This window comes from Timonella senegalensis JC301 (genome assembly GCF_000312125.1).
GTDB classification, from domain to species: domain Bacteria; phylum Actinomycetota; class Actinomycetes; order Actinomycetales; family Cellulomonadaceae; genus Timonella; species Timonella senegalensis.
The window spans coordinates 262,510-289,064 of record NZ_HE978644.1 but is presented as its reverse complement, the minus strand read 5'-3'; the positions used below and the strand labels follow the sequence as shown (position 1 = coordinate 289,064).

The 26,555-nt window shown below is 59.9% G+C and carries 23 protein-coding genes and 1 tRNA gene; 3 read left to right on the top strand and 21 right to left on the bottom strand.

Annotated features, from left to right (window positions below; genetic code table 11):
* Nucleotides 1-8: 8 nt before the first annotated feature.
* Nucleotides 9-836, bottom strand: coding sequence for a LysR substrate-binding domain-containing protein (locus tag HGSM_RS12010; protein ID WP_019149011.1), 828 nt, complete (start codon nt 834-836; stop codon nt 9-11).
* Between the two features lie 35 nt (nt 837-871).
* On the opposite strand from HGSM_RS12010, the gene HGSM_RS12005 reads away from it, so the two are divergent.
* Nucleotides 872-1,288, top strand: coding sequence for a DUF5997 family protein (locus tag HGSM_RS12005; protein ID WP_040595148.1), 417 nt, complete (start codon nt 872-874; stop codon nt 1,286-1,288).
* A 182-nt stretch (nt 1,289-1,470) separates the two neighbouring features.
* Here HGSM_RS12005 and HGSM_RS12000 read toward each other — a convergent pair whose 3' ends face one another.
* The 19 genes from HGSM_RS12000 to HGSM_RS11910 form a co-directional block, all read right to left on the bottom strand.
* Nucleotides 1,471-1,875 (bottom strand): FKBP-type peptidyl-prolyl cis-trans isomerase, encoded by a 405-nt coding sequence (locus HGSM_RS12000; RefSeq protein ID WP_019149009.1) that lies wholly within the window; start codon nt 1,873-1,875, stop codon nt 1,471-1,473.
* 160 nt (nt 1,876-2,035) lie between these two features.
* The gene (locus HGSM_RS11995; RefSeq protein ID WP_019149008.1) at nt 2,036-2,878 is read right to left on the bottom strand and encodes a Bax inhibitor-1/YccA family protein; all 843 of its coding nucleotides are present in this window, start codon (nt 2,876-2,878) and stop codon (nt 2,036-2,038) included.
* Between the two features lie 101 nt (nt 2,879-2,979).
* Entirely contained in the window at nt 2,980-4,077 is a 1,098-nt protein-coding gene (locus tag HGSM_RS11990; RefSeq protein ID WP_040595147.1) for a hypothetical protein, read from the bottom strand.
* Between the two features lie 42 nt (nt 4,078-4,119).
* Nucleotides 4,120-4,192 (bottom strand) — tRNA-Leu (locus HGSM_RS11985).
* Nucleotides 4,193-4,317: 125 nt separating this feature from the next.
* Nucleotides 4,318-5,772 (bottom strand): NAD(P)/FAD-dependent oxidoreductase, encoded by a 1,455-nt coding sequence (locus HGSM_RS11980; protein WP_019149006.1) that lies wholly within the window; start codon nt 5,770-5,772, stop codon nt 4,318-4,320.
* Nucleotides 5,773-5,966: 194 nt separating this feature from the next.
* On the bottom strand, nt 5,967-7,526 hold the full coding sequence (locus tag HGSM_RS11975; RefSeq protein ID WP_019149005.1) for a hypothetical protein: 1,560 nt from the start codon (nt 7,524-7,526) through the stop codon (nt 5,967-5,969).
* Nucleotides 7,523-7,894, bottom strand: a complete 372-nt coding sequence (locus tag HGSM_RS11970) for a PadR family transcriptional regulator (RefSeq protein ID WP_019149004.1) — start codon at nt 7,892-7,894, stop codon at nt 7,523-7,525. The genes HGSM_RS11975 and HGSM_RS11970 overlap by 4 nt, the downstream gene beginning before the upstream one ends.
* A gap of 267 nt (nt 7,895-8,161) precedes the next feature.
* Complete coding sequence (locus tag HGSM_RS11965) at nt 8,162-9,163, bottom strand: Ppx/GppA phosphatase family protein (RefSeq protein WP_019149003.1); 1,002 nt, start codon at nt 9,161-9,163, stop codon at nt 8,162-8,164.
* An 84-nt stretch (nt 9,164-9,247) separates the two neighbouring features.
* Nucleotides 9,248-9,760, bottom strand: coding sequence for a DUF501 domain-containing protein (locus HGSM_RS11960; RefSeq protein WP_019149002.1), 513 nt, complete (start codon nt 9,758-9,760; stop codon nt 9,248-9,250).
* Between the two features lie 175 nt (nt 9,761-9,935).
* Nucleotides 9,936-10,823, bottom strand: a complete 888-nt coding sequence (locus HGSM_RS14220) for a septum formation initiator family protein (protein WP_019149001.1) — start codon at nt 10,821-10,823, stop codon at nt 9,936-9,938.
* Between the two features lie 249 nt (nt 10,824-11,072).
* Nucleotides 11,073-12,365: a phosphopyruvate hydratase gene (gene eno / locus HGSM_RS11950; RefSeq protein WP_019149000.1), complete on the bottom strand. Its 1,293-nt coding sequence runs from the start codon at nt 12,363-12,365 to the stop codon at nt 11,073-11,075.
* Between the two features lie 218 nt (nt 12,366-12,583).
* Nucleotides 12,584-13,366 (bottom strand): MazG family protein, encoded by a 783-nt coding sequence (locus HGSM_RS11945; protein WP_019148999.1) that lies wholly within the window; start codon nt 13,364-13,366, stop codon nt 12,584-12,586.
* Nucleotides 13,367-13,963: 597 nt separating this feature from the next.
* On the bottom strand, nt 13,964-16,792 hold the full coding sequence (locus HGSM_RS13895) for a carbohydrate binding domain-containing protein (protein WP_019148998.1): 2,829 nt from the start codon (nt 16,790-16,792) through the stop codon (nt 13,964-13,966).
* 531 nt (nt 16,793-17,323) lie between these two features.
* A complete protein-coding gene (locus HGSM_RS11935) occupies nt 17,324-18,127 on the bottom strand; it encodes an ABC transporter ATP-binding protein (protein ID WP_019148997.1) in 804 nt (267 codons plus the stop codon).
* The gene (locus HGSM_RS11930; protein ID WP_019148996.1) at nt 18,127-18,924 is read right to left on the bottom strand and encodes an ABC transporter ATP-binding protein; all 798 of its coding nucleotides are present in this window, start codon (nt 18,922-18,924) and stop codon (nt 18,127-18,129) included. Before HGSM_RS11930 ends, HGSM_RS11935 begins: the two co-directional genes overlap by 1 nt.
* Entirely contained in the window at nt 18,921-19,859 is a 939-nt protein-coding gene (locus HGSM_RS11925) for an ABC transporter permease (RefSeq protein WP_230197546.1), read from the bottom strand. Before HGSM_RS11925 ends, HGSM_RS11930 begins: the two co-directional genes overlap by 4 nt.
* On the bottom strand, nt 19,856-20,827 hold the full coding sequence (locus tag HGSM_RS11920) for an ABC transporter permease (RefSeq protein ID WP_019148994.1): 972 nt from the start codon (nt 20,825-20,827) through the stop codon (nt 19,856-19,858). The genes HGSM_RS11925 and HGSM_RS11920 overlap by 4 nt, the downstream gene beginning before the upstream one ends.
* A gap of 237 nt (nt 20,828-21,064) precedes the next feature.
* A complete protein-coding gene (locus HGSM_RS11915) occupies nt 21,065-22,594 on the bottom strand; it encodes an ABC transporter substrate-binding protein (protein ID WP_019148993.1) in 1,530 nt (509 codons plus the stop codon).
* Between the two features lie 504 nt (nt 22,595-23,098).
* Nucleotides 23,099-23,659 carry an LURP-one-related/scramblase family protein gene (locus HGSM_RS11910; RefSeq protein WP_019148992.1) on the bottom strand — a complete coding sequence of 187 codons (561 nt, stop codon included), beginning with the start codon at nt 23,657-23,659 and terminating at the stop codon, nt 23,099-23,101.
* Nucleotides 23,660-23,790: 131 nt separating this feature from the next.
* On the opposite strand from HGSM_RS11910, the gene HGSM_RS11905 reads away from it, so the two are divergent.
* Entirely contained in the window at nt 23,791-24,408 is a 618-nt protein-coding gene (locus HGSM_RS11905) for a DUF1349 domain-containing protein (protein WP_019148991.1), read from the top strand.
* A 296-nt stretch (nt 24,409-24,704) separates the two neighbouring features.
* On the top strand, nt 24,705-24,845 hold the full coding sequence (locus HGSM_RS14495; protein ID WP_154646341.1) for a hypothetical protein: 141 nt from the start codon (nt 24,705-24,707) through the stop codon (nt 24,843-24,845).
* Between the two features lie 33 nt (nt 24,846-24,878).
* Here HGSM_RS14495 and HGSM_RS11900 read toward each other — a convergent pair.
* Nucleotides 24,879-26,555: DEAD/DEAH box helicase (locus tag HGSM_RS11900; RefSeq protein WP_040595146.1), on the bottom strand; the 1,677-nt coding region annotated here is incomplete at its 5' end.

The window sequence follows — 26,555 nt, the reverse complement described above, 5'->3', positions numbered from 1 at the left end:
AGCGTTGATCACTTGCCGCCGCGCTTCTTGCTCTTGGCTGCTTGGCGGGACTTGTTGATGCGCGCGTACTTGGCCGATGCGTTCTTGGACGAGCGGCTGGCTGCGGACTTCGCCCCGCGTGCCGGTGTTGTGCCGCCCGCTTTGGCACCTGCGGCTGCCTTCTTCTTGGCTGCCTTACTCTCCCCCGAGTCTGCGTTGCCGGTACCCGCACCGCGTGAGGAGTTCGCCGTGCGACCGCGCACAATACCAATGAATTCCTGGATGCTTGGGTCCTCGTCGCCCTCCCGCCACACCAGCGCAATCGGCGAGTCCGGTGCACCATCAAGTGGCGTGTAGGTTAGGTCCTTGCGGTGGTACAGGCGTGCTACGGACTGCGGAACCACAACCACTCCCACTCCTGCCGCCACAACCTCGAGAGCTACCTTGGTGTTCTCTAGGCGTTCAACTGGCGCGGTTCCTGGCCTGTGCTCCCACTGCAGAGTGTCATCAAGCGGGTGCTGCAGGACCTCATCCCCAAGATCGGTGACTTGGAGCTCGTCCGCAGCCGCAAAGTGGTGGTCCTTGGGGAACACCACCACGGGGACTTCCCGGTAGAGCTCAATTGCGTGCACATCCGTGCGGTCAATGGGGAGCCGGACGAGGCTTGCGTGGGTGAAACCTTCACGCACGGACGCGCCGGCGTCGGTTGATTCGAGAGGCACCAATTCGAGTGGAATGTCGCGATGACGCTCTTTCCACATGCCCACCCACTTGGATGGGGTCACACCTGGGACGTATCCAAGGCGGAAAGTGGTAGGAGTCTCGCTGTCTTTGGGGGTATCAGTGACGGTTTCCACGTCTCAAGGCTACCCGCATTCGGTAGTCTTGACGTATGACATCACGTAAGACCTCTCAGAGCATGAAGGCGGCTACCGCTGCAAAGAAGCTTGGTATTTACTTGCCAGCAGCGCCCCAGGAGTTTCAGGAGGCGACCATCACTCGTACCGAGCTGATGGAGATGCAGGCCAATCCTCCCGAGTGGCTCGCAGACCTGCGCCGCAACGGACCACACCCACGCTCGATCGTGGCCGCCCGACTCGGTATCTCCATTTCGGGTCTGAACCGCAACGGATACGCGGACCCTCTGACCACCGAGGAAATCAACGACATCCGCCGCGAAGAGCCCAAGTGGCTCGTCATTGAGCGCCAGGTCGCCCAGGAAGTGAAGGCCGAGGACGAGCGCATCGCCAAGGAAGCTCGCCTCAAGGCGGAAAAGGCTGCCCGTCGCGCCAAGCGCGAGGAACGCTGAGCATTAACTCAGACTAAGAACAAAACTAACGACGATTGTGCTGGAACCCAGCACAATCGTCGTTAATTTTTGCCTCACCACATGCATAAACAAAACGCCGGGGTCCTCGTTCCAGCGATGCTGGAACGAGGCCCCCGGCGTCTATGAGCAGATCAGTGTGATCGCTTCAGTCGAGACTAGGCTCAGGCGATGTCTACGAGGTCAACCACGAAGACGAGGGTTGCGCCGCCGGCGATGCCAGCCTGTGGCACTCCGCGCATGCCGTAGCCGAGCTCTGGTGGGATCGAGAGCAGAACACGGGAGCCGAGCTGCTGGCCTACGAGGCCCTGGTCCCAGCCACCGATGACGGCACCAAGGCCGATCGGGAAGTCGATGGTTGCGCCGCGGTCGTACGAGTTATCGAAAACGCCGCCACCCCAGGACTGTCCGAGGTAGTGCACAACGATGTTGTCGCCTGCTGCGATCTCAGGACCGTCACCCTGGACCAGAACCTCGACCTGCAGGCCCTCGGGCGCTGGGGTCTCTGGGAAGGTGATGACGGGCTTGTCGCCGAATCCGCCGGAAGCGGATGGGAGTTGGGTCGACATGCGTCGAAGCCTTTCGTTTAAGGAAAGTGAACACGGGATTACCGCGACCAACAGTGTACGACACGAAGGTTACGTGCCACGAGGCGTAAAAGCCCGTCCTGCGCGGTCCCGGACATAGAAGTGGCCCGGACCGAGCAGTCCGGGCCACCACCTGTGAGGACTAGTCGTCTCCGCGCAGGATAGCGATGAGGCGAAGGAGCTCGACGTACAGCCAGATGAGGGTGACCATGAGGCCAAACGCAGCCGACCAAGCGTACTTCTTAGGGATGCCATTCTTGACGCCTACGGATGCGGCGTCAAAGTCCATGACCAGCGACATAGCCGCGAGGCCAACGGCGATAAGGCCAATGCCGATGCCCATCGCACCGCCGCGCATGCCCCAACCCTCCAAGACTCCGGTCCATGTGAGGACCAGGTTCACGATGGAGAAGAGCAGGTAACCGCCCATTCCGATGAGCAGCATCCGAGTGAACTTAGGGGTAACGCGGACCTTGCCGGACTTGAACAGGAACAAGGAGACCGCGAACACCGAAATGGTTGCGAGGACTGCCTGCAGCACGATGCCGTCGTAGAAGGACTCGTACATCTTGGAAAGGCCACCGAGGAACACACCCTGTGCGAGCGTGTAGATCACGATGAGCAGTGGGCTCGGCTCACGCTTGAACGAGTTGATCAGACCAAAGATCAGACCAACAATGGCGCCAACAAAGTAGAGCTGAGGCGCGAGCGCCCACGTAGCCGCACCCGCAGCCACCAGGAGAACGAGCAGCAGGCCCGTCTTCATGATGACGTCGTCATAGGTCATGCGGCCCGTGTCTGCGGTGGTCGCAGCCGGTGCGTTGTACATGCTTTCGAGCTGGTGAGCGTCCATGCCGGCGGCAGCACCCGTGCTCATGTCCTGTGCGCGGCCAAAGTTAGGGTCCATTTGGCTCTGAGTACGCTGAACATCGCGGTTCTGCTTTTCGCCGAATACCGCGCTGTTGCTAAAGACTGGGTTTGTCATTCTTCCTCCAATAGGGGGACTACACACCCAGAATATCTACCCGGACATGCGCCACTACACTACTCAACGTACAAAGATATGTTGTTGTTCCAGTTGGTTGCTCATACTTTAGGATCGGATTCGTTGTTGTGCGGACCCGAATTCAGCGCCTCCAACTCGCGGATCTTCTGTTCCTCAAACTTAATCGATCGATCAAGGCGAAACAGCGCGAGCCGCGCAGACGCACCGCCCAGCGTGAAGTTTCGGACACCCTGCGGCAACTTCCTGGTGGGTGTGAAAGCAGAAACCCCAGTCCACACGAGCAACAGAATCAGCCCAGCGCCCAAACCATTGGCACCCTCGGACTCATAGGTAAGTGCCACGCCGAAATACATCGCAAACACGAGCGCAACAAGAGTCGCCGCTCCCACCTTGCTAAAACGATCCGTCTTGGCTTGATACAGCCACAGGCCAAGAACCGTCACCGCGATGAGGAGCACCGCACTGATCAGGAACGCCGTGACGAGCATCGGCAACGCATTACCCACGGCTTCCTTCGAGTTATCACCCACCACCCGGACCACGCCGACTCCCAGGACAGTCACCACACCCAAGTTGGCTAGGACCGCAGGCAGAACCCACCGGGCGGGCCTATGGACGATTGCCCGCTGCGCAAGGAGCGCGTTTCGGTGCGTCACGCTCGCCCGCAACTGGGCTTCACCGTGCGTGGTGGAGAACCGCTCAACCTGGCTCGCTAATACAAACATGAGGACCGCCGGCGGCAGATAAACCATTAGAAGTCCCGGGCTCACCGTTCCCTGCATGGCCGCTCCGACCATAGAGACGATGCTTGGGAACAGCAGCGCAGTCATGAGGACTGCGAGGCTCCCGAGGCTCTTCCGCGTTGCCGCGGTCGACTCCGCATCCCCGGCAATCTGTTTCCCGATGATGAGCGCGTAGAACCCCAGCTGCATGGGGATGAAAACGCCGAGAGCCCACCCCAAATGGTCCGCTATCTCAGGACCAAACGAGATCAGGCGATCAAACGCGTGGGAAATAACGATGCGCGGCGGGGAGTACGACACGCTCTGCACGAGCGCAATCGACATTATGACGAGTGCCAGCGTCACAAGGCACGTAAGCGTGATGTTCAGAAAGACGCCGCGGAGTGGGCGCATGCCCAGTTCATGGTGGTCGTGAGGCACATCCGTGTGGTCCATGACCACACCCTAGCAATCGCGCACGCAAACCAGGCGTAACTGTACCCCCAGTCGGACTCGAACCGACACTGGACCGATTTTAAGTCGGTTGCCTCTGCCATTGGGCTATGGGGGCCAAACGTAACCACGATCGTCGATAATCAGTGGCTACCATCCCGCAAAGGGGACCTGTAAAGAATAACCCGATGGGGTGTTCGGAATCGAACGCCCCATCGGGTTATCGCTGTTTTCAAGCGAGAATCAAGCGGACTTCTTGTCCTCGGCGGCGGGCTCCGCAGCGGGCTCCACAGGAGCTGGCTTTGGCTTAGGTGCCACAGCAGCGCGACGGAACTCCGCACGAGGGTCGTGCAGAGGGCCGAGAGGAACGAGCTCGCGACGCATCAGGTACGCACCAGTCCAACCGGACGCGATGCGGATCTTGCGCGAGAGCGTCGGCATGGCCATGAGGTGGTAGCCGCGGTGCGCAGCCCAGGCAAAGAAGCCGCGAAGCTTGATCTTGCCAAAGAGGATCGCGACACCCTTGTGCAGGCCGAGGGACGCAACGGTTCCAAGGTTCTTGTGCTCGTAGTCCTTGAGGTCACCGCTCTGCAGCGCAGACGCCAGGTTGTCACCGAGCAGCTTGGCCTGTCGCACGGCGTGCTGAGCGTTAGGAACGCAGAAGCCGTTCACGCCACCGTGCACGTCTGGGACTGCAGCGCAGTCACCAGCGGCGTAAGCATCAGGAACAACGTTGCCGTCGGCGTCGATGACCTGGAGCTTGGTGTTGGTGGTAACGCGGCCCATGCGATCGGTGGGAAGGTCCGACTCGCTGATGACAGGGTTTGCCTTCACGCCGGCCGTCCACACGATGGTGTCCGTGTCGAACTCAACGCCCGTGGAGGTCACAACGTGGCCGTCAACGCAGGAGGACAGGAAGGTGGAAAGGTGGAACTCGATGCCACGCTTCTTCATTTCCTCAAGAGCATAAGTGGCCATCTCGAGGGTGAGCTCTGGGAGGATGCGGTCCGAACCCTCGATCATGACGAAGCGGAGGTCTTCAGCGCTCAGGGTGTTGAACTGCTTCACAGCAGAACGAGCCATGTCCTCGATCTCAGCAATTGCCTCACAGCCAGCGAACCCACCACCAACAAAGGTGAAGGTCAGCAGGCGCTCACGCAGGGTTTTGTCCCAGGTGGAGGACGCAACGATGATGCGGTCAAGCACGTGGTTGCGAACCGCGATGGCCTCTTCAACGTTCTTGAAGCCGATGGCGTTCTCCGCAAGACCAGGAATAGGCAGAAGGCGGGAAACGGATCCCAGGCCAACGATGAGGTGGTCGTACGAGATCTCGTAGGCCTCACCGATCTCAGGGGTGATCTCGATGGTGCGCTCTCCGTGGCGGATGTCCGTCACGCGGCCCTGGAGAGTGTCGATGTGCTTCAACGCACGGTTGTGCGGAGCTACGACGTCACGGTCAGAAATGGAACCTGCGGAAACCTCAGGCAAGAATGGCGCGTACGTCATGTACGGGCGAGGGTCTACTACGACAATTGCGGCTTCGCGGCGACCAAGACGCTTACGAAGACGACGGGCCGAGTACAGGCCAACGGACCCACCACCGAGAACAACAATTCGCGGTACCTTGCGTGGGCGTGGAGCAGTGGCCTTCTGCTCCTGCGAGTCTTGAGATTCGAGGGTTTGAGTTGTCTGAGGCATGCTTCAATTTTACGACCGGGACTTAAGTCCGGCCTAAAAAAAGTCGCGTGATACCTAGCACATCCCATGAATTTTTCCCGGAATCACAGCGGTTTTACGGAGTTGGGTGACGGGTGCCATGAGTGTTAGGTGGTTTGGGCTGGTCGTCCATCCCGAGGGGTGGACGACCAGCTCGTTCCGGGCACTCGCCCGGCTCAGTTGTCGGTGGCTTTTTCGGTTGGGTTGTCGGTGGCTGTTTCGGTGGGATCCGCGGTGGAGTCACTTGTTTTCGCCTTGGCGGCTTGCTCCGCAGCCTTCAGCTGTGCGATCTCCTTCTCAAGTGCCTCGATCTGACCCTTCAGCTCCTTCACCGGACCGCTGTCTTTGGACGCTTCTGCAGTCTCGAGCTGCCCCTGAAGCTTCTCAAGCTCGCTGGTCTTCTGCTTCAGGTCCTTTGCCGCTGCGGCGCTTTCGTCCGACTCAGTACCTTCAGCGCCCGACTCAACCTCTGATGTCAGCGGCGCCAGAACCGGGAGTCGAGTGAATGACGGGGCCTCCGGGGTTGCTCCCGCTGGGATGCGGAGCCCGAGCAGACATTCAGTCGAGTTAGTCAGGTTATTGTTGCCGCCGATGTAGAGGACCTGCTCATTTGGACCGTACACAAAGTGCGCAGTCCCTTCGCCCTCACCGTACGAATAGAGCGTTCCCGACTTATCATCTGACCAGTCTTCGCTGAACTCCCCCGAAAGCATGGCATCCCAGAACTCTTTGTCGTTCGCGTTGCAGGACGCGGTCTCCACGTCCACTGCTGCATACGTAGTGGGGTACACGTTGGCCACGACTCGTCCGAACTCGTCGACCCGAGGAACCATCATGGAAATCTTCTTGGTTTCCTTGTCCATGCGGATCGGGTAGGAAGACGCGTTGATTGGCTGGCCGTCTTGGGAAGTGATGCGGGCGTCCTTGATCAGGTTGCCTTCACTGTCATACACGAACAGGTTGGTTGCGGAGCCGAGGCTGATCTGGGTCTCGTTAGCGGGCCGCAGTCCGGACGTGGGGGTTCCCTGGTTCATGGCCGCGTTCCAGCCATCAGCATGCCCCTCCACATAACTCCGCTCAGACCCACTCCCCCCTCCCACAAACATCATGTCCGCGACGAAACCTGGAACAAACAGCACAGCAAGGGTATTGGTTGCCGCGATGAACCAGCTCAACCCGCGCTTTGGCGTGTTCTTGGCCGTCCACATCCCCAGGAGCACGGACGCGATGCACAGACCAACGAGCAGGACGAGGTCACCAAGCCCATGAGGAACCTGCCTCAGGTTGCCGTGCGTGCCGATGATGCTGATCCCCCAGTACACCAGCCACGCACGAGCAACCCACCAAACCGGGCGTAGCGTCACCAGAAACTCGCGGACTTGCGGCCACCATGCCTGTTCCGCCATCTTTTCCGTGAACGTGTCCCAGCGAGCGAGCACCTTGGTTTTAAGCGCTATGCGCTCCTTCTTATTTTCGACGATCTGGCTTACGCCCCCGAGTCCAGCTGCGGTGCGCAGTTCGTCCGCGTAGTCGCGGGGTTTACCAAAACGCTCGATGAGATCGTTGAGGGTGAGTTCCTCTGCGTTTTCAGCTTTCGGGTTCTCCGACATTGCGTCGATGAGATCCGCCTCGAGGCCCTCGGTGAGGTCGTCAATCGACTCCTGAGATAGGTCCGAGAGTGCCCCACGGACTTGGGCGGCATAGTACGAAACGTAGTTGACCAAGACTGTGTTCATTTTCGGATTCCCTGTTCGGTGAAGCGTGTGGTGGCGTCCTCTGCGCTCGCGCCCTGTTCAAGAAGCGCAGTCATTGAGCGGGTGAAGGCTCCCCATTCTGAGCGTTGCTGTTCCAAGACCTCAATGCCCTGGCCGTTGATGCTGTAGTACTTGCGGTGAGGCCCCTCGTCGGAGGGCACAACGTAGGTTGAAAGGTTTCCTGCGGCGTAGAGCCTGCGCAGGGTTCCGTACACGGAGGCCTCACCGACGTCCTCGAATCCAGCCGCGCGCAACCTTCGCACCACGTCGTAGCCATACCCGTCTGATTGCCGGACCACCGCGAGGACTGCAGCGTCGAGCACGCCCTTGAGCAGCTGACTGCTATCCATGACCGGCTCCTTTCAATTGCTGTGTGCGGGGTAGCGCCCTGGACTGCTCTACCCCGCAAGATTTTGTACCTTGCAAGAAACACTACTACGTAACGCGTAGTACCTGCTACAAAATAGTACGTCTCTTTACACAATAGTTAGGTAACCGCTCATAGATGGTGCACAGGAAGCGCCGATCATGCGCAGAAAAATGGCAAAAAACTGGGCCCAGCCGTGTATGGCTGGGCCCAGAGAGGCCAGGTGCTCGTCAGCGCTCGTCAGCGCTCGTCAGCGCGCGAGTGAGAGCGCAATCCCATCGAGAATGTCATGCTCCGAGGTCACCGTGGTGCGTAGCGCTCCCCCGGCCTGCGCTACCGCGGCCTGGACGCGCGCCATCACGGTCGACCATACGAGTGCGCCGGCGCCGATGACGTCCACGCGGCCCGGGTGCATAAATGGCAGGGCTGCACGCTCAGCGCGGTTGCGCTCCATGAGGTTCTTGGTCGATTCCTGGGCTGCCTTGAGCGGAAGGACAGCCCCATTGATCTGTTCGCGATCGTACGAACGCAGTTTGAGTGCGTGCGCGGTCACGGTGGTGATGGTGCCAGCGAGTCCGACCAACGTGGCGGTCCGGCCAATAGGAACGTGCTTGCTCGCCTCGTCGATTGCCGCGTTGATGTCGCGTGCCGCAGCCTCGATCTCCTCCGCAGTGGGAGGGTCGGAATTGAGGTGGCGTTCAGTCATGCGCACGCAACCCACATTCATGGAGTAAGCGGCAACGGGCGATTTTGTGCCCAACACGAGTTCTGTCGAACCACCACCAAGATCAACCACGAGGTAGGGGCCGGTGTGCTCCGTGCCGAGCACGCTCACCGCGCCAGCGAAGCTCAGCTCGGCTTCTTCTTCCCCGGATACGACCTCGGGTTCGACACCGATCGCTGCCTTGACGCCAGACACGAATACGTCGCGGTTCTCCGCGTCCCTCGTGGCAGACGTGGCAACAAAGCGAATCCGTTCAACACCGTAGGCGGCGCAGATCTCGGCGTACCTGCGCGTCGCAGCAAACGTCCGTTCGAGAGCGTCTTCAGCAAGACGCCCAGTCTGGTCTACTCCCTGCCCGAGGCGCACGACCTCCATAAGCCGCACGTGATCCTTCATCGCCCCAGTGGCACGATCAATATCAGCCACAAGCAAGCGGATGGAGTTCGTTCCGCAGTCAATTGCGGCTACGCGCACGCTACCAGCGGCAAGCTCAGGCTGGGTTTCGGGGAGGACCACATCAACACTCATGTTTACAAGCATTCCATTCGCATCTGACATCGCGGGGCAGGGGATGGCAGGGCAGCGAACCCCGCCTTGGTTCAGTGAGTTGCGTCAGCAGGCGCAGATGTCAGGGCTCCACAGGTCCTTGATCATCTCGAGTGCCTCGTCACCGAGCGGCTGGACACCAGGTCCTGCGGCGAGTGCGTGTCCGATAAGTACGTGGAGGCACTTCACACGGGTGGGCATTCCACCTGCGCTGATCCCTGCGATTTCTTCGACATGCCCGAGTGCTTCACGCGATGCGAGGTAGTGCTCGTGCGCGAGGCGATACTTGGCTGCCAGTTCCTCGTCTACCAGCAGGCGCTCGGACATTTCCTTCATAACGCCGTTAGCCTCAAGCGTGCTCGCGTTCGAAACCGCGGCGGGGTGCGTGAGGTAGAACGTGGTGGGGAACGGAGTGCCGTCCTCGAGGCGAGGAGCGGTCTGAACCACGAGCGGACGACCGCAAACGCAGCGCGCAGCAATGCCGACGACTCCGCGGGGCACACGCCCGAGCTGTTCTTCGAGTGCTACCAGGTCGGCTTCGGTTACCGCGAACTCGCTGGTTCCCACAGTCTTAGTCACAAAAGATCCTTGGATTGAAACGTACTTTTTCCTGTCCCATTGTTCCAGAGATTCGGACCGCAGGAACCTGCGCTTGGTCACACCGCGCGCGGTCGACAGCAGGAGGCACAAGAGCCCCTTCTCGGCGCGCTAGTTCTCCGCTGTTGGGCTCGCGTCCACACGTGCGGCGTCGCCGTCAGTCTGTGGTGCCGCCTGTCGATTCCTCGCCTGAATCCTTACCAGAAGTCCCCGACGTAGAATCCTCGTCCTCGTTCTTGGATGAGTCCTTGGACTTTTCCTTAGAGCTGGACTTAGAGCCCGGCTTGGAACCGTCGGCCTCTTCCCCTAGCGTTCCCGCCTTCTCAATTGACATCCACATCGACTGATACCAAGGAACCTTCTGCTCCGGGAAGAGGTCGGGGTCCTTCTCGTCCTGCGGGACAACAACGTCCTCGTCCTCCCAGCCCATGACCTTGTAGGGGGTCTCGCCTGGGAACACAAAGGTCAGCCGTTCTCGAGCCTGAGCAATCACGTAGGATTCATCATCCCAGCGCGCAAGCTCATTACTCAACGCTTTGTTCTTTGCCTGCGCTTGAGCGATCTGCGCGCGAAGGTCCGATAGCTCGTTGTACTGCTTGATGTAATTTCGCATCACGGGAAGTACAACAAGAAGACACACTGCTAGGACTGCTGCGACGAGGATTCGCCTGGCTGCTCGCGAGTTGAGGATTCCCGTGCCCCGGTCCATTGGGGACGAGACCGCGTATGCGGAAACGTTCCCGCCGGCCGTCGCGCCCTTCTTTGCTGCATCGCTTGCCTTTGGTGAAGGCTTGCGTCCGGTCGATGGAGAAGCCTTGCGCTGGGAGGCCGATCCGGAACGATTCTGTGCGGGTCGTGTGCTCGATGCAGATTTGCTGTTGCTTGCCCGAGCCGCGTTCGCAGGCTTTTGAGCACCGCTCGACCGGGCTCCCGCTGGCTTCGCACCAGCAGGTTTTGCACCGGAAGACCTCGCACCAGCACGAGGAGCAGTGGGCCGAGCCTGCTTAGGTACGGACTTACCGTGCGATTCTCCTGCTGCAGGCACCCGCCCACTCGATGGCCGCGAGGTCCTCCCCGCGGGACGAGACGGGCGCGCCGGACCGCCGCTCGAGGAGCGTGGTGACGGTGGGCGCGAACTAGGCATATCGCCAGTTTCTCAAGAGACAGGTGTGGCCGGTACCCGCCACGCCGCAGCACAGGTTCGCCTCACGATTTCACCACATTCCGGGTAACAAAAACTGCGGCCCTACCCTTGTGGGGCAGGACCGCAGCTTTAGTGCTTAGCAGCTAATAATCAGCCGTTGTAGCGTGGGAAAGCGGACTTTCCTGCGTAGACTGCTGCGTCGCCGAGCTGCGACTCGATGCGCAGGAGCTGGTTGTACTTGTTGATGCGCTCACCACGTGCTGGTGCACCGGTCTTGATCTGGCCAGCGTTGGTTGCAACTGCGAGGTCAGCAATGGTGGTGTCCTCGGTCTCACCAGAACGGTGCGAGGTCATTGCGAAGAAGCCCGCGCGCTGTGCCATGGTCACGGCGTCGAGGGTCTCGGTGAGCGAACCGATCTGGTTGAGCTTAACCAGGAGGGCGTTTGCAGCCTTCTCCTTGATGCCGCGTGCGAGGCGCTCTGGGTTGGTTACGAACAGGTCGTCTCCAACGATCTGGGTCTTGTCGCCGATTGCCTCAACGAGCTTTGCCCAGGAGTCCCACTCGTCTTCCGACAGTGGGTCTTCGATGGATACGAGTGGGTAGTCGGCTACGAGCTGGGTGTAGAACTCGATCATCTCGTCACCGGTCTTCTCGCCACCCTCCCAGTTGTAGACGCCCTTTGCCTCGTCGAAGAACTCGGTTGCTGCAACGTCAAGTGCGAGTGCGACCTCTTCGCCTGGCTTGAAGCCGGCCTTCTCGATTGCCTCGATGATGAGGTCGAGAGCTGCACGGTTCGACTCGAGGTTTGGAGCGAATCCACCCTCATCGCCGAGGCCGGTTGCGAGGCCCTTCTCCTTGAGAACTGACTTGAGGGAGTGGTAAACCTCTGCACCCCAACGAAGAGCTTCCTTGAAGGTTGGTGCGCCGATTGGAGCAACCATGAACTCCTGGATGTCAACGTTCGAGTCCGCGTGGGATCCACCGTTGAGGATGTTCATCATTGGAACAGGAAGGGTGTGTGCGTTTGGTCCACCAACGTACTTGTACAGTGGCAGGCCTGCGGATTCTGCTGCTGCGTGTGCAACTGCGAGCGAGACACCGAGAATGGCGTTTGCGCCGTACTTGCCCTTGTTAGCGGTGCCGTCGAGCTCGATCAGGCGAGCGTCGATTGCGCGCTGGTCTTCAGCGTCAAAGCCTTCTTCAACGAGAGCTGGGCCGAAGACGTCGTTGACTGCTGCAACTGCGGTCTCAACACCCTTGCCGAGGTAACGGGACTTGTCGCCGTCACGGAGCTCAACTGCTTCGAATGCGCCGGTGGATGCACCGGATGGAACACCTGCGTGTCCGATTGCGCCGTCTTCAAGAACAACCTCAACCTCGAGGGTTGGGTTTCCACGCGAGTCGAGGATCTCGAGAGCGCGTACGGATTCGATAAATGCCACTGTGGGGCTCCTTCAAGAGACTTGAGTTTACATACCAAGCGTACTGGCCCGGTCACACTCCGCGAGGGGCTATTCGTCCTATTGTTGTGTGCGCCAGCCCGGCATCTTGTCCGTGCAGGTCTGACCTGCGAGGTCTGTTGGAAACCGTGGTACTTCGCTCCACCCCCAGTGTGGGTTTGGTCGAAATACGGCGGTGTCGTCACGGCCTTGACCAAGGTTTAGTCGGTCAGTTCCGCCTCGGCGCGGCGGGCACTTCCTTCCACACTGGTCAGTGTCTGGCGAAGCGCGCCTTCGGCGTCGATGCCCAGACGTGCGGCGCGCCGCACGATTTCGAGCAGTTCAAATCCGATTTTTTCCGCGTCGGTTCTATTGTCTACGTTTTCTGACGCAACTTCCAGTGCGTTCACGATCCGTTCATCCCGCGCGGCCCGGCCAAGCACCTTCTGGGCGCGTGATAGTGCGCCTTGTGCCAGTGGAATCCCGTCAAAAACCGATTCCCGGCCCTTCTCCTGTTTCTTGAGTTCAGCCCAGTTTTTTGTGACTTCCTCGGGTCCTGAGACCGTGACGTCAGAAAACACGTGCGGGTGACGGAACTCGAGCTTGGCCGCTAAATCACCCGCAACATCGTCAAAGGTGAAGGGGTCGGTGGGGTGTTCCTGCGCGATCCTCGCGTGGAATAGGACCTGGAGCAGCACGTCTCCCAGCTCCTCGCGCAGGTTCTCGCGGTCGTTGTTGTCCACCGCATCAGCGAGTTCGTACGACTCCTCAAGCAGGTACTTCACCAGCGATTCGTGGGTCTGTTCGATGTCCCAAGGACATCCTCCCGGGGACCGCAAGCGGTCCATCACCGTGATTGCGCGGGCAATGCCCGCTAGCCTGCGCTGTTCTGCGGCACCACCTTGCGGCTGGTCCTGGCCCTGCCCTGCGGCACACTCCTGCCCCTGATCTGCGGCGCCACCCTGCGGCTGGTCCTGGCCCTGATTCTCGACGATCTTGGTCACCCTCTCATTGTCCCTCACGCCCGCTGGCCCTCGGCTCCTGCCCCGCATGACCCACTCCCTTCCATCGAACGGATGATTATCGATCCGTTCGGTGTCGAACGGATCGATAATCATCCGTTCGATCAAGTATGTGACGACCGGGTCAGTGACGACCGAGCAAGCGCCGACCCGACCCTACTTGGTGAGGGCCTCGGAAAAGCAACGAGGGCCGCGCAAAGGCAACGAGGGCCGTCGCGCGGGGATGGCATTCAACACCGGGCGACGGCATTCGCGGAAACGGGAAGGTAGTGGAACCTCGCCCGTTCCCAATCGAGAGTATTCCTGGCCCTCTCTCGACGTCGAGAGTGGGCTCAGGAATACTCTCGATGAGTAGGTGGGGAGGTAGCGGGGAAACCGAAGGAATCAAGGCGGGGCTTGTGCGACAAGCGAAGCGGCACAGCCCGAGTCCGCCATGACATCCCTGCACAAAAGCAACATTCTCCCCGCACCGGCTGCAGTGCCCTTATCTCGCAGTCCACACGCAGAAATGCCTGGGCCCCCTCTCGAAATGAAGAGGGGGCCCAGGACAAGTTCCACACAAAGGGACTAGCTGGCTTGCTACACCCGTTGGGAGGCGCGCCGTACCGCTACTGCCCCCACCGCAATGAGTCCGCACGCGACAAGTGCTCCAAATGCCATCTCCAGGGCGCCGGCAATGCTGACACCCGTTTCAGCGAGGACCTCGTCGCCCTGCTCTGCATCAGATCCGCCAGGGCCAGCGCTACCATCAGCCCCTTCCCCACCTGGACCGTTTGAGTCGGAGTTGCCGTCAGTACCAGTGCCACCATCAGTACCAGTACCAGTACCACCATCAGTACCAGTGCCACCATCCGATCCGCCTAGGCAGGGGTTTTCGTGCGTTACAGAGCCGCCTGAGAATGTCATGGTCTGGTGCGTAGCAGCGTAGTTTGCGCCGTTATTCGAGTCCCAGACCTCAGCTCCATCGTTAAACGTGAGCATCACGTTCTTAGCGTTCGCAATCGAGAAGGTAGCCCAACCTTCACAGGTCACGGTGTCCATCTCTACACCAGGCACAGCAGTCCACTCGCTACCGGACCCGTAGTGGATCATGTATTTTGGCCACCCCTTGTCGGCAGCGTAGTAGATCTCAAGCACGTCAAACTCGAATGTCGGAGTTTCGATATCCGTGTCTGGGAGTTCTTCGCTTTCCTCCTGACCAGCGCACGGGTTTGTGTCCCCAATAACTCCGTCCGAGACGGACACGATTGGACCAAAGGCTGAGTAGTTGGCGCCGCCATTGTTGTCCCAACTCGTGCCGTCATTGAACGTGAGCGTTAAGCCTTCGCCATCAACCTGAATGGTGCGCTTTACCCAACCCGTGCAGGCGGGAGACATGGGTTTGCCCGGAGGAGTGGTCCAGCCGGCCATTCCAGCCTCGAAATGGACGTTGTAGTTCTCCCACTCTCCATTGGTGGCGTAGTACACCACCGTGTTCCGGAACGAATCAGGGTCACACGGCAAGGTCCCAAACACTGTCTTGTCCTTAACTGTCGCAATGTTGCCGTCTAGGACATAGTTGCCTCCGGATGATGGGTTATCCCAGCGACTTCCGCCGTCATTGAACACGGCCTCAAAAGGACCCTCATTCTGAATCTCAGCACTGACCCAGCCCTCACATACTGACGGCTGCATTTTGACTCCGGGAACTGCGGTCCAACCCGGTATTGCCCCGTGGTGGATGTAAGTCGAGTCCTCACCGAATACCTCCGCGGGATAGAAGACTGTTGTGGTGCCCGCGTTCTCCTGTGGGTTTTCCCCGGTAAGAGTCGCATGGTCGATGTCGATCGCGATGCCCGAGTACGGCTCAACCGTGACACTGGCTCGACCATCCGCTGTGACCTCAATGTCTTGAACGCATCCACTCAACTCCGAGTTAGAAACAATATTGCAGTAGGTGCCCGCTGGAAGACGAGTTGCAAAGGTGTAGTTCTCGGTGTGTGCGGTGTTGTTGAGTGCAACAAATCCCTTATTGCCTCTTCCATAACCCACAAAGTTGTTGGAGACGTTCTGCCAGTTGTTAATTGTGGTTCCAGCAACAAGATTGTGGAAGCCAACCATGTTCTTAATTTCAGGGCTGCGATGCTGGCAGGTAAAGGCACCACTCGAGCAAGCAACATCGTCGATAAGCCCGTTGGCGTCTTGCGGCGCGCCAGCGTCGCGCTCTTCAAACTCGTAGCCGCTGTAAATAGACGGCGAACCGTACGGATATGACAGCATGAACATGTTGCCAAGCTTGTACTTGGCGCCCCACTTGTAGTTCATGGTCTCGCCGTTGCGCTCAGTGTCATGATTATCCACGAACACGCCCGCATGTGAGGATGCCAGCAGGCTCCAGCCGGTACCAACGTATTGGAGCCGTGAAATCGATCCATCGAAGGCGGACTTCAGGCCGCGGGCGTAGTTGAACTCGTGCACATCCCCAATGCCGGTGTACTCGGAGGTCTTGATGGGCTCAGACGCAGAGCCGATGACCTCGTGGACCCAGTACAGGTCCTTGGCGGAAGTCGTCGCAGCCTTGATTGCGGCGATATCCGCAGCCGCCATGTGCTTGGCCGCGTCGATCCTGAAACCCTTAACCCCAAGACCTGCTAGGTGGTCTAGGTACGCTGCGATCTCAGACCGCACGTACTCCGAGCTGGTGTCCAGATCCTGCAGGCCCACAAGTCTGCAGTTCTGCACTTCATCGCGGTCGTTGTAGTTGCCGATGTCTGACTTGCACTCGTGAAAATTCTCGGCACTGTACCGACCGTCGGGACCGGGATAACTCTCAAGGTCGTAGTCGGTTCCCGCCCAACCAACACCCGAGGTCACTTGGCCTGTCATGTGGTTAATGACAGCATCCGCAATAATTCCTACGCCGGCATCCGCACATGCGGAGACCATCGCCGAGAACTGTTCTTGTGTACCCAACTTGGATTCGATGCGGTAACTCACCGGCTGATAGCTCGTCCACCATTGGGAGCCAATGATGTGTTCTTGAGGAGGTGAGACCTGGACATACCCGTACCCTGAAGCACCGAGACTTGGACATTCCTTAGCCACTGAGACCCAGTTCCATTGGAAGAGGTTCAGAATGACATCTGAACCATTGACACCTGCGGGTGCCGATTTCGCGATCTGGCTGTTGGGGAGTACGCCAGTTGAAGGGGCCGAGACAGTCACACTGGCTTGCGCTGCCACAGGAGGCTTCGCAGCAGTAGTCAAAGTGGCTGCATAGGCCGAACCGGGCGCACCCGGGTAGATCGCGAGAATCGCGAGCGTGAGAGCGGAGACCGCCCCTACCGCTCGCCTCGCTGCTTTGACGCCGATGAGGCGCTCAGCTCCGGCACTGATGGTCCGTCGCTTTTGGAGTTCTTGGGTGTGCATTCTTCTCCTCATTGAGTCCCGAAAGGGCCGCTGCACACACTCGACGTTCCCGCACAATTACAGGATTGAGAGCCCTTGGCAGCGTTCAATCCATGAATTTAAATCGCGAAGGCATTGGGCACAAGACCACAAAATACGGTCACCAATACCATTCATCCCATGTTGTAACAGTGAGGCTGAAATTCTTGCACACCCCCCAGTTTGCGACTCGCCCAGTTGTCAGGAGCCGCATGAATCCCGCTCATGACGATGCTGACCGTTACAACGCTGCCTTGCAATGCAAGAACTCACGTTCAACTAAACCCAGGGCGGAACTACCCTATCCACCTTCGTCTCGACTGTTGAGATTGGCGCGTAGGTGCGGAGTGACTCGAGAACGCTCAGCCCTCCAGCCAGAGGCCGACCAGAGCTCGCGAGATCTCACCTTGCCCTACTAGCAGAACCTCGCCCTTCCCCCATCGAGAGTATTCCTGCGCCCACTCTCGACGTCGAGAGTGGGCGCAGGAATACTCTCGATGAGAGGGGTGGGGTTCAGGAGAGGGTCGGGACGGCCTCAAGGAGCTTCTTGGTGTACTCGGCCCTGGGCGCAGTGAGTACCTGGCGGGTGTTCCCCGACTCCTCGATCTGCCCGTCCCTGAGCACGATTGTTTCCTCGCAGAGTTGCCCCACAATCGCCATGTCGTGGGAAACCATCACGAGAGTCAGCCCGAGATCCTTCTTGAGGGAGTCCAAGAGGTCGATGATCTGCGAGCGCACTGAGACGTCGAGTGCGCTAACGGGTTCGTCAGCAACCAGAACTGCGGGTGCTGGGGCGAGTGCTCGCGCTATTGCGATGCGTCGGCGTTGTCCACCGGAGAACTGCGCGGGGTACTTACTTGCGGCGCTTGAGTCGAGTCCCACCCATCCCAAGACCTCATCCACGCGGGCCTTCCGGTCCCCCGGAGTCCCGAGTGAGCGCAGTGGCTCAGCGATGATGGATCCCACGGACATGCGCGGGTCCAACGATGAGCGCGGATCCTGGAACACGATCTGGACCTGGCTGCGGAACTGACGCATGAGCTTGCGGTTGCGCACGGTCAGCGGCTGGCCCGTGAACCTGACCTCGCCGCTCGTGGGCTGGTCGAGTCCCATGAGAAGCTTCAGGATGGTGGACTTTCCGGCGCCGGACTCCCCCACGATTCCGAGGGAACGGCCCGCCTCGACGTTGAGCGAAACTCCCCGCAGGGCGTGAGTCTTCTTGGCTCCGCGACCGAACGTGCGTGTCACGTTGTCGAGTTCAATCAACGGCACGGCAACCTCCAACGGCGCGACGTCAATCATTGGCTCAGCGTTCATCAGTTTTCCACCTCTGCCTCGGGGAGACGCGTGACCTTGCGGGCTGCCTCGAGGAGCTGGCGCGTGTAGGGGTGCTGCGCTCCGGACAGTGCGCCGGACACACTCGTTTCCTCCACAACCTTTCCCTTCTTCATGACCACGAGTGATTGCGCCACCTTGGAGATGACGGGCAGGTCGTGGGACACAAATACCAGAGTTGTGCCCGTCTGCTTGATGATACGAGCGAGTAGGTCAAGGATCTCTGCCTGGACCGTCACGTCGAGCGCGGTGGTTGGTTCGTCCGCGATGAGCACCTCCGGCTCACAGGCCAGCGCCATCGCGATGGAAACGCGCTGGCGTTGCCCGCCGGACAGCTGCCACGGGTACGACTGCAGCACCCTGTCCACGTCATGCAGTGCGACGAGCTCCAGGAGCTCTCGCGAGCGCACAGCGATCCCCGCCTTGTTCAATGTGGTGTGCAGCTTCAGCGGCCCCGCAATCTGCCTACCCACGCGCATGAGCGGGTCCAGGGCAGTGAGTGGTTCCTGGAAGATCATCGCGATGCGGTTGCCTCGAACGCTGCGCAGTGCTGACTCGGGGGCACCGAGGAGTTCCTGGCCGTCAAGGGTGATCGATCCCGTTGCGGTCATACCCTGCGGGAGCAGCCCGAGTATCGCCTGGGCGGTGAGGGACTTTCCGGAGCCAGACTCGCCGATGATTCCAAGCCGTCCGCCGCTCTCCACGCTCCAGGACACGGAGTCCAGAAGCCTCACGCCGCCGGACGTCTTAACGGTGAGGTCCTTAACTGTCAGGCTCATCGGTCACCCCTCAAAGATGGATCAAGGCGTTCGCGCAGGCCATCGCCCAGGAGGTTCAGCCCAAGCACGGTCCACGCAATGGCAATACCAGGAACTATGGCACCCCACGGCTGAACCGACAGCGTCGATTGAGCCTCCTTGAGCATGCGACCCCACGAGGGCGCAGGCGGTGGAGCACCCAGCCCCAGGTAGGACAGGGAAGCCTCGGCGAGGATTGCAGAACCCGCAAGTATCATGAGCTGGACCAACAGCATCGGCAGGATGTTGGGAAGCACGTGACGAGCCACCACTCCGAACCAGCCCGTTCCGGATGCGATCGACGCTGTCACATAGTCCTCGCGCAGGACGCGTGATGCGTTCACGCGAGTCACGCGGGCAATCACCGCAGAGCCGGAGATGCCAATAGCCAGCACTGCGGAACTCAGGGAGGCCCCGCGAACCGTGACCACGAGCATGGCAAGCAAAAGCGTGGGGAAGGCGATCATCAGGTCGATCAGGTTAAGCAGTGCAACGTCCACCGTCTTGGTAGTCCCAGCCGCAAGAATCCCGATCACTACGCCGAGCGCACCGGCGATGAGAACCGCCGCAACAGCGACGATGATTGCGGACTGCGCACCCGTCATGAGCTGCGAAAACAGGTCGCGGCCAAGCCTGTCGGTGCCAATCCAGAAGTCGGCCGACGGCCCTGCGAGACGCCCACCATCACCCGTGGAGTCGATCGAGTACGGCGTCCACACAAACGACACCAGGCCCACAAGCACAGTAACCCCAACCATGATGACCCCGGCAACCAGGGAGGGCGGCCACCTGCGTGCCGACAACCCCTTCCTCCCAACGGGACTAGAAACAGGCTGGAGTTCTCCTGCCAAGCTGCCAGTATCGTCGTGAATCTGACCGCCTGCGGCGGGAATATCTGACATATTTGTGCCGGTCACAGGGCACCTCCCCCGGCTGAAGCAGACACGAGCCGCAGGCGCGGGTCAATCGCGCGCTGGATCAGGTCCACTGCGAAGTTCATAACAAGGACCACTGCGGTCAGGAACAGAACGAGGTTCTGGATGACCGGGAAGTCGCGGGACGTGACGGCAGAGAGCAGTTCCGAGCCAAGGCCGGGCAGCGCGAACACGTTCTCAACCACGACTGCACCGAGCAGGGAAGTCGCGAGTTCGATACCGAGAATTGCAACTACCGGGACGGCGCCGTTGCGCAGCCCATGGCGTGCCAGAGCGCCGCCGCGTGAGAACCCGATCGAGCGGGCCGTGCGGATGTAATCCGCGTCCAGGACGTCGAGCGTGGCCGAACGGACGTACCTGACCATGATCGAGGACATCGCGATAGCGATCGTGATGACGGGAAGGACCAGAGCGGACACGGCGCCGCCAAAGTCGTTCCAGCCCTGCCGTGGGAACCCGCCCGACGGCAAGATTCCTGCCTGCAACGAGAACACCCACACCAGCACAACGCCCACCCAGAACACGGGGACAGCAAGCCCAAGCTGGGACAGTGCCGATACCCCAACGCCGATGGCCGAGTTGCGGTAGACCCCCGCGATGACACCGAGCGGAACCGAGACCAGCACAGACACCACAAACGCAGCGAGCGACAGCGGAATCGTCACAGGGAGCTTTGACGCGATTAACTCGTTCACCGGCATTCCCGAGACAAAGGATGTGGTCGAGCCCGAGAACAAGCCACCAATCCAGTCCCCATACTGCGCCACCAAGGACTGATTCATCCCCAGTTCCTCGCGAAGTTGCTCGAGTTGTTCGGCGGTCGTGCCCACCCCGAGCAGCGAGCCCGCGGGACCTCCCGGAAGCAGGCGCAAGACCGCGAAGATCAAGACGCTCGCCACGAACAGCGAAACAATCAGCGAGGCTACACGCACCGCGATGAATCTGCCCATCGGCTTTGGTACTTTCCTTTGTTGAGTTACGTGAGCGCCGTAGTGATCAGGACGCTCGTCCACGTTCTGTAACGCAGTGTGACTGAAACTATTCCACTGCGGGCAGTATTTGGCCCGCGCTGTTCACTACCGGCCACCTACGGAGACCGGCCCACCCCCACACGGACTGGTCCGGCCCCGCAAGGGGCTGAACTACAGCGCGGGCCACAGGCCTAGCGAGCGCTAGGCGCTACCCAATCAGTTCGAGCGAACGATGTTCGCCACGTAGAACGGCTCTGCGTTCTTGTCCGCAGAGAATCCGCTGATTTCCGCGCGCGAGACCCGGATCTGTGGGGCCTGGAACAGCCATGCGGATGGTGCTTCCTCGGCGATGATGCCGGAGAGCTCGTGGATGTACTTGGTCTGCTCCTCGGTGGAGTTTGCCTCGTCGGACTTGACCTTGAGTTCCTGGACCTTCTTGTTGTCGTACTGCCAGTAGAAGTCAGGGTTGGCGTACCAGAGAACATCGCGTGGGTTGTTGTGGTCCATCAACGTGGTCTCGTAGTCCTTGTTGGTGTAGACGCCCTCGTACCAGGCCGAGTCGTCGATCGGAGTCAGGTTGAGGGTAACTCCCACGGCCGCGAGGTCGGACTTGAGCTGCTGGACAATGATTTCCTGGGTAGGTTCGGCTACGTACTTGATACCGAACGATAGGTCCTTGACGCCGGCCTCATCGAGGAGTTCCTTGGCCTTTGTTGGGTTGTACGCGTGGATCTCGGCGTAACTTGCGTCGTACCACGGCTCAGAAACTGGTGGCATCGAGCCGATAACCGTGCCGTAGTCGCCCCATACTGCATTGAGGATCGCGTCGCGGTTGATCGCCGTGTACAGGCCTTGGCGGACCTTAACGTCATCGAACGGTGCAACCTTGTTGTTGAACGTCCACAGCCATTTCTTGATCGAGTTGCCCTCGGTCACCTTGAACTGTGGGTCGTCCTGGAACTGCATCAGCTGGTCAGGGGTTTCCTCCTGCAGCACGATGTCGAGCGCGCCCGTACGCATTGCGTTGTTCATTGCGGTTTCGTCGTTGTAAAACTGGAAGGTTACGCCTGGGTTCTTGGCTGGTTCGCCCCAGTAGTCGTCGTTCTTGACCAGGGTGAGGTGGTCGCCCTGCTTGTATTCAGCGAGCTTGTAGGGCCCGGTGCCATTCTCTGCGGTGTTGGTCTTATCGCCGTCCTTCACCACGGTGACCGAGGCCAAGAAGAATGGCAGCGAGGCGGCCTTGTGTCCGAGGGTCAGCACCACGGTTGCGTCGTCTGGGGTATCGATCTTCTGGATGACCGCGAGGTCCGACTTGCGCGCCGACTTGGACTCCGGCGCAATCGCCTGTGAGATCGCCCACTTGACGTCCTTGGAGGTCAGAGCGGTTCCGTCGTGGAACTTCACGCCGTCCTGGAGGGTGAACGTGTAGGTGAGCCCGTCGTCCGAGATCGCGATGTCCTTGGCCAGCGTGTTGATGACCTGACCGGACTCGTCAATCGAGGTCAGACCCTCGTAGACGTTGCGGGTGGTGGTCTCCGAGATGCCGGACGAGCCGCCGATGTTGCGCTCAAACGAGGTGGGCTCGTTGGTCGAACCGATGACGATTTCCTCAGTGGTTGCGGCGTTCGAGCCGCCACCCGTCGAGGTAGCTTCTGGGTTGGCGCCGGTGCCGCCACCGGTTCCGCACGCTGCGAGCACCAGCGACGAGACGAGTGCCAGCGTGGCCAGGGAAAGCCTGGTTTTCATTGCGGTGTTCCTGTTCTGCAGGTGCTTACGTGGATGCGGAATAGCGGATCGGCGGCATTGCCTACACCTGCTAATAAGTGGAATGCGCCGCACAACTGGGGAGAAAAGTCTGATCCTGCCGCCACATCGCCGGAATTTATTCACGACGATTGTGGTGGCGTACCTGCGCGGGTTACGGAGCGTTCTGCTCACTCAAGAAGCGGCCGCAGAGCGGCTGGTCTTCACTGGGTGCGAGGCACCCTGGGTGCAGCAGTCTGTCCACCCTTACGCGAAGGCTGGAATCAACAACAACGACAACACACGGTGCCGGCGACGCGGGGCACGGTGTTGATTACGGGAAAAGTGTTGTTGTGCATGATGGTTCAAGTATTGCATACGCAAAGCGCTATTGAGCAGAGCCGTCTCATATCTGACACGTCACACTCAGTGAGGAGCGGGACTCCTCGGCTTCGCGAGCACTCCCGCTCCTGCGAAGCTTGCCCTACTACCAAAAGCTTGAGCTGATCAGCGCTGTTGCAGAGTGTCGAGTGCCACTGCCAATGCGGCAACTACACGTCCATCAATGCTCGGGTCCATGATCGTGACCTTGTAGGAATCCCTCAGCGTCATCTTGCGCTCAATGTGGAAGGCAGGGTTCCCTTGAGCGTCTTTGAATGCAAAGTCGTACGGAAGCGCCACGTCGGCAAAGCGGCGGATAAGGGCGATGGCTTGGCTAGATTCTTGGCCCTGATAGTGTCCGCTAGCGCATTCGAGGTGCCACGTGGACCGCAGCATTGACTTGCCAAAGTCCTTGGAGAAGAACCCGATCTGGGTACCGTGCCCGTCAAATACATCGCACTTGGATGTCATGTCCATGACGTTGCGGGCCTGGAAAGAAAAAACCTCAATCGACTTGGTGGAGTCAGAGAAGAACCTGACCCGCTCCTTGAGCGCCATGACCTTCTGCTTCGCATACGCGAGCAGAGTGCCGTTCGCACTCTCAATCGTGTACTCGTTCGCAACCATGCGGACTTTCTGGCGCAGAACGAACTCACGGGCACTGGCAAGGTCAAGGTTTGAGGTCACCCCACCATAAAACCACCTTTCCGCGACCCAAACGACGTACTTTCGTATGAAGTTCAGCGCGCCCGGTTTCAAACCGCAGAGCACCAGTCCACTATGGAGGCAATCCGTTCCGACGAAGGAAGCGACACTTCATGAGCACTCACCACATCCCTGGCATCGACGCCGAGTTCACCGCCACCGGAGCCGTCGACTGGGCGATCAGCGCCGACCGTCCGCACATTGCAGTAACCGCAGCCCCAATGACCGACATATTCGTGGACCCGAACGCCTCCAACCCGAACCCGGCCGTCCTCAACGCCGACACCCTGCTCATGAGCGCGCCGGAAGGCGACTACCAACTCAGCGCCAAGATCACCGTGGGGTTCAAGTCCAAGTTCGACGCCGGGGTCCTGCTCGTGTGGTTCAACGAACGCTATTGGGCCAAGTTCTGCTTTGAGTACAACCCTGCGGGTCAAGCCACCGTGGTCTCAGTAGTGAACCGCGAGGTATCAGACGACTCAAACGGCGTAGTCGTAGACGGCAATACCGTATGGATGCGCATCTCCCGCGTAGACAACGTGACCTGTATGCACTCTTCCCTCGACGGACAAAAGTGGGACCTCGTACGAGTCTTTGACCTGAACTATGAAGGTGAACTCCCACAGATCGGCTTCGAAGCCCAATCTCCCACCGGACAGGGATGCGACATCGAGTTCGAGGAGATCAAGTTCAGTCGCACCAGGTTGGCAGACCAGCGCGACGGCTCCTGACATACAGGTAAGGTCGGGCTCCGCCGAGCCCCACCTTCCCTCCGCCGAGATTGCACCTGGGGGTCCGAGATTGTAGGTCCGCCGGAACATCTCGCTCCCCCAACCGCTATCTCGCAGGGAGAAGAAGGTGAAGGCACACCGAGATGGGCGCGGGCGGGCCTGTGAGGGAGTTCCGCCCTCGCTTTCAACGAGAGTATTCTCTAGCCCACTCTCGACGTCGAGAGTGGGCTAGAGAATACTCTCGTTCGGCAGGTGAGGGTTGGGTAATGGGGCGGGCTCCGCCGCACCCTTACCTCGTGCCAGCTACCGCTGCGGTACCGACTGCTCCGTCAGCAGTTCTGACCACCCTGCGGCAACAACTCACTTCGATCGTTATTACCTACGGTTGGTCGCCACTGCTGCCGCAGCCGTACCGACTGCTCCGTCAGCAGTTCTGACCACCCTGCGGCAACAACTCACTTCGATCGTTATTACCTACGGTTGGTCGCCACTGCTGCCGCAGCGGAGACATCCCCTTGGACGATAATCCGAATCAACTGGCGCGCCCACTCCACAATCTCCTCGCCACGCAGCGGCTTACCGCCAATGCGCGAGGTGGTTGGGTACGGCACCAAAATCGTGCGAACCGCAGGTTTAATCATCGAGCCCGGATAGATCCTCTTCAGGCGCATCGTCGCGGACTCCGCCAGTTCCACCGGAGCAAAGCGCACGTACTTACCCTGAACAGTGACGTCATGGACCCCCGATTCACGCACAAAGTTACGGAACGAGGCAACAATGAACAGGTTGCCCACCGCCTCCGGCAGCAAGCCATACCTGTCGAGCAGCTCCTCGCGGATATGCTCCAACTGAACCTCGTCCGTGGCCTCCGCGATCTTGCGGTACGCCTCCAAACGCAGACGCTCGTGCGCGATGTACTCGTGCGGAATGTGCGCGTCAATGGGAAGCTCGATCGAGACCTCCGGGACCTCCTGCTTGTACTCACCCTTAAACGCCGACACGGCCTCGCCAACCATGCGCACGTAGAGGTCAAAGCCGACCCCAGCAATTTGGCCCGACTGCTCACCGCCCAAGAGGTTACCGGCACCGCGAATTTCCAGGTCCTTCAGAGCCACAGCCATACCGGACCCGAGATCGGTATTGGCGGCAATCGTCGCTAATCTGTCATGCGCAGTCTCAGTCAGCGGCTTCTCCGGCGGGTACAGGAAATACGCGTAGGCGCGGTCGCGACCGCGGCCGACGCGGCCGCGCAACTGGTGGAGCTGGGACAGGCCGAGGCGGTCGGACCGCTCCACAATCAGGGTGTTCGCGTTGGAAATATCCAGGCCGGTCTCGATGATCGTGGTGGACACGAGCACGTCGAACTTCTTCTCCCAGAAGTCCATGATCACCTGCTCAAGCTCGTGCTCGTTCATCTTTCCGTGCGCAACCCGGACTCGCGCCTCGGGCACCAGCTCCATGAGCTTGGAAGCTGTGCGGTTGATCGAATCCACCTTGTTGTGCACGTAGAACACCTGGCCCTCGCGCAACAGTTCGCGCCTGATCGCGGCGATGATCTGCTTGTCCTCATACGCACCCACGTATGTGAGCACGGGGTGGCGCTCCTCCGGAGGGGTGGTCAACGTGGACATCTCGCGGATGCCGGTTACGGCCATCTCGAGCGTGCGCGGGATCGGGGTCGCGCTCATCGCGAGCACGTCCACGTTGGTGCGCAACTGCTTGAGCGTCTCCTTGTGCTCCACGCCGAACCGCTGCTCCTCGTCAATGATGACGAGCCCAAGGTCCTTGAAGTGCACGGTGCCCGAGAGCAGACGGTGCGTGCCAATAATGACGTCGACCTTACCCTTGGACAGATCGTCCAAGACTGCCTTGGCTTCCTTGTCGGTTTGGAATCGGGACAGCGCCTTGACCGTTACGGGGAAGCCCGCGTACCTCTCAGAGAACGTGTCATAGTGCTGCTGAACCAGCAGGGTTGTGGGCACGAGGACAGCAACCTGCTTGCCATCCTGGACTGCCTTGAACGCCGCACGAACGGCGATCTCCGTCTTGCCGTAGCCCACGTCTCCACACACCAGGCGGTCCATGGGCATCTCGCGCTCCATGTCTGCCTTGACCTCATCAATCGTGGCCAACTGATCCGGGGTTTC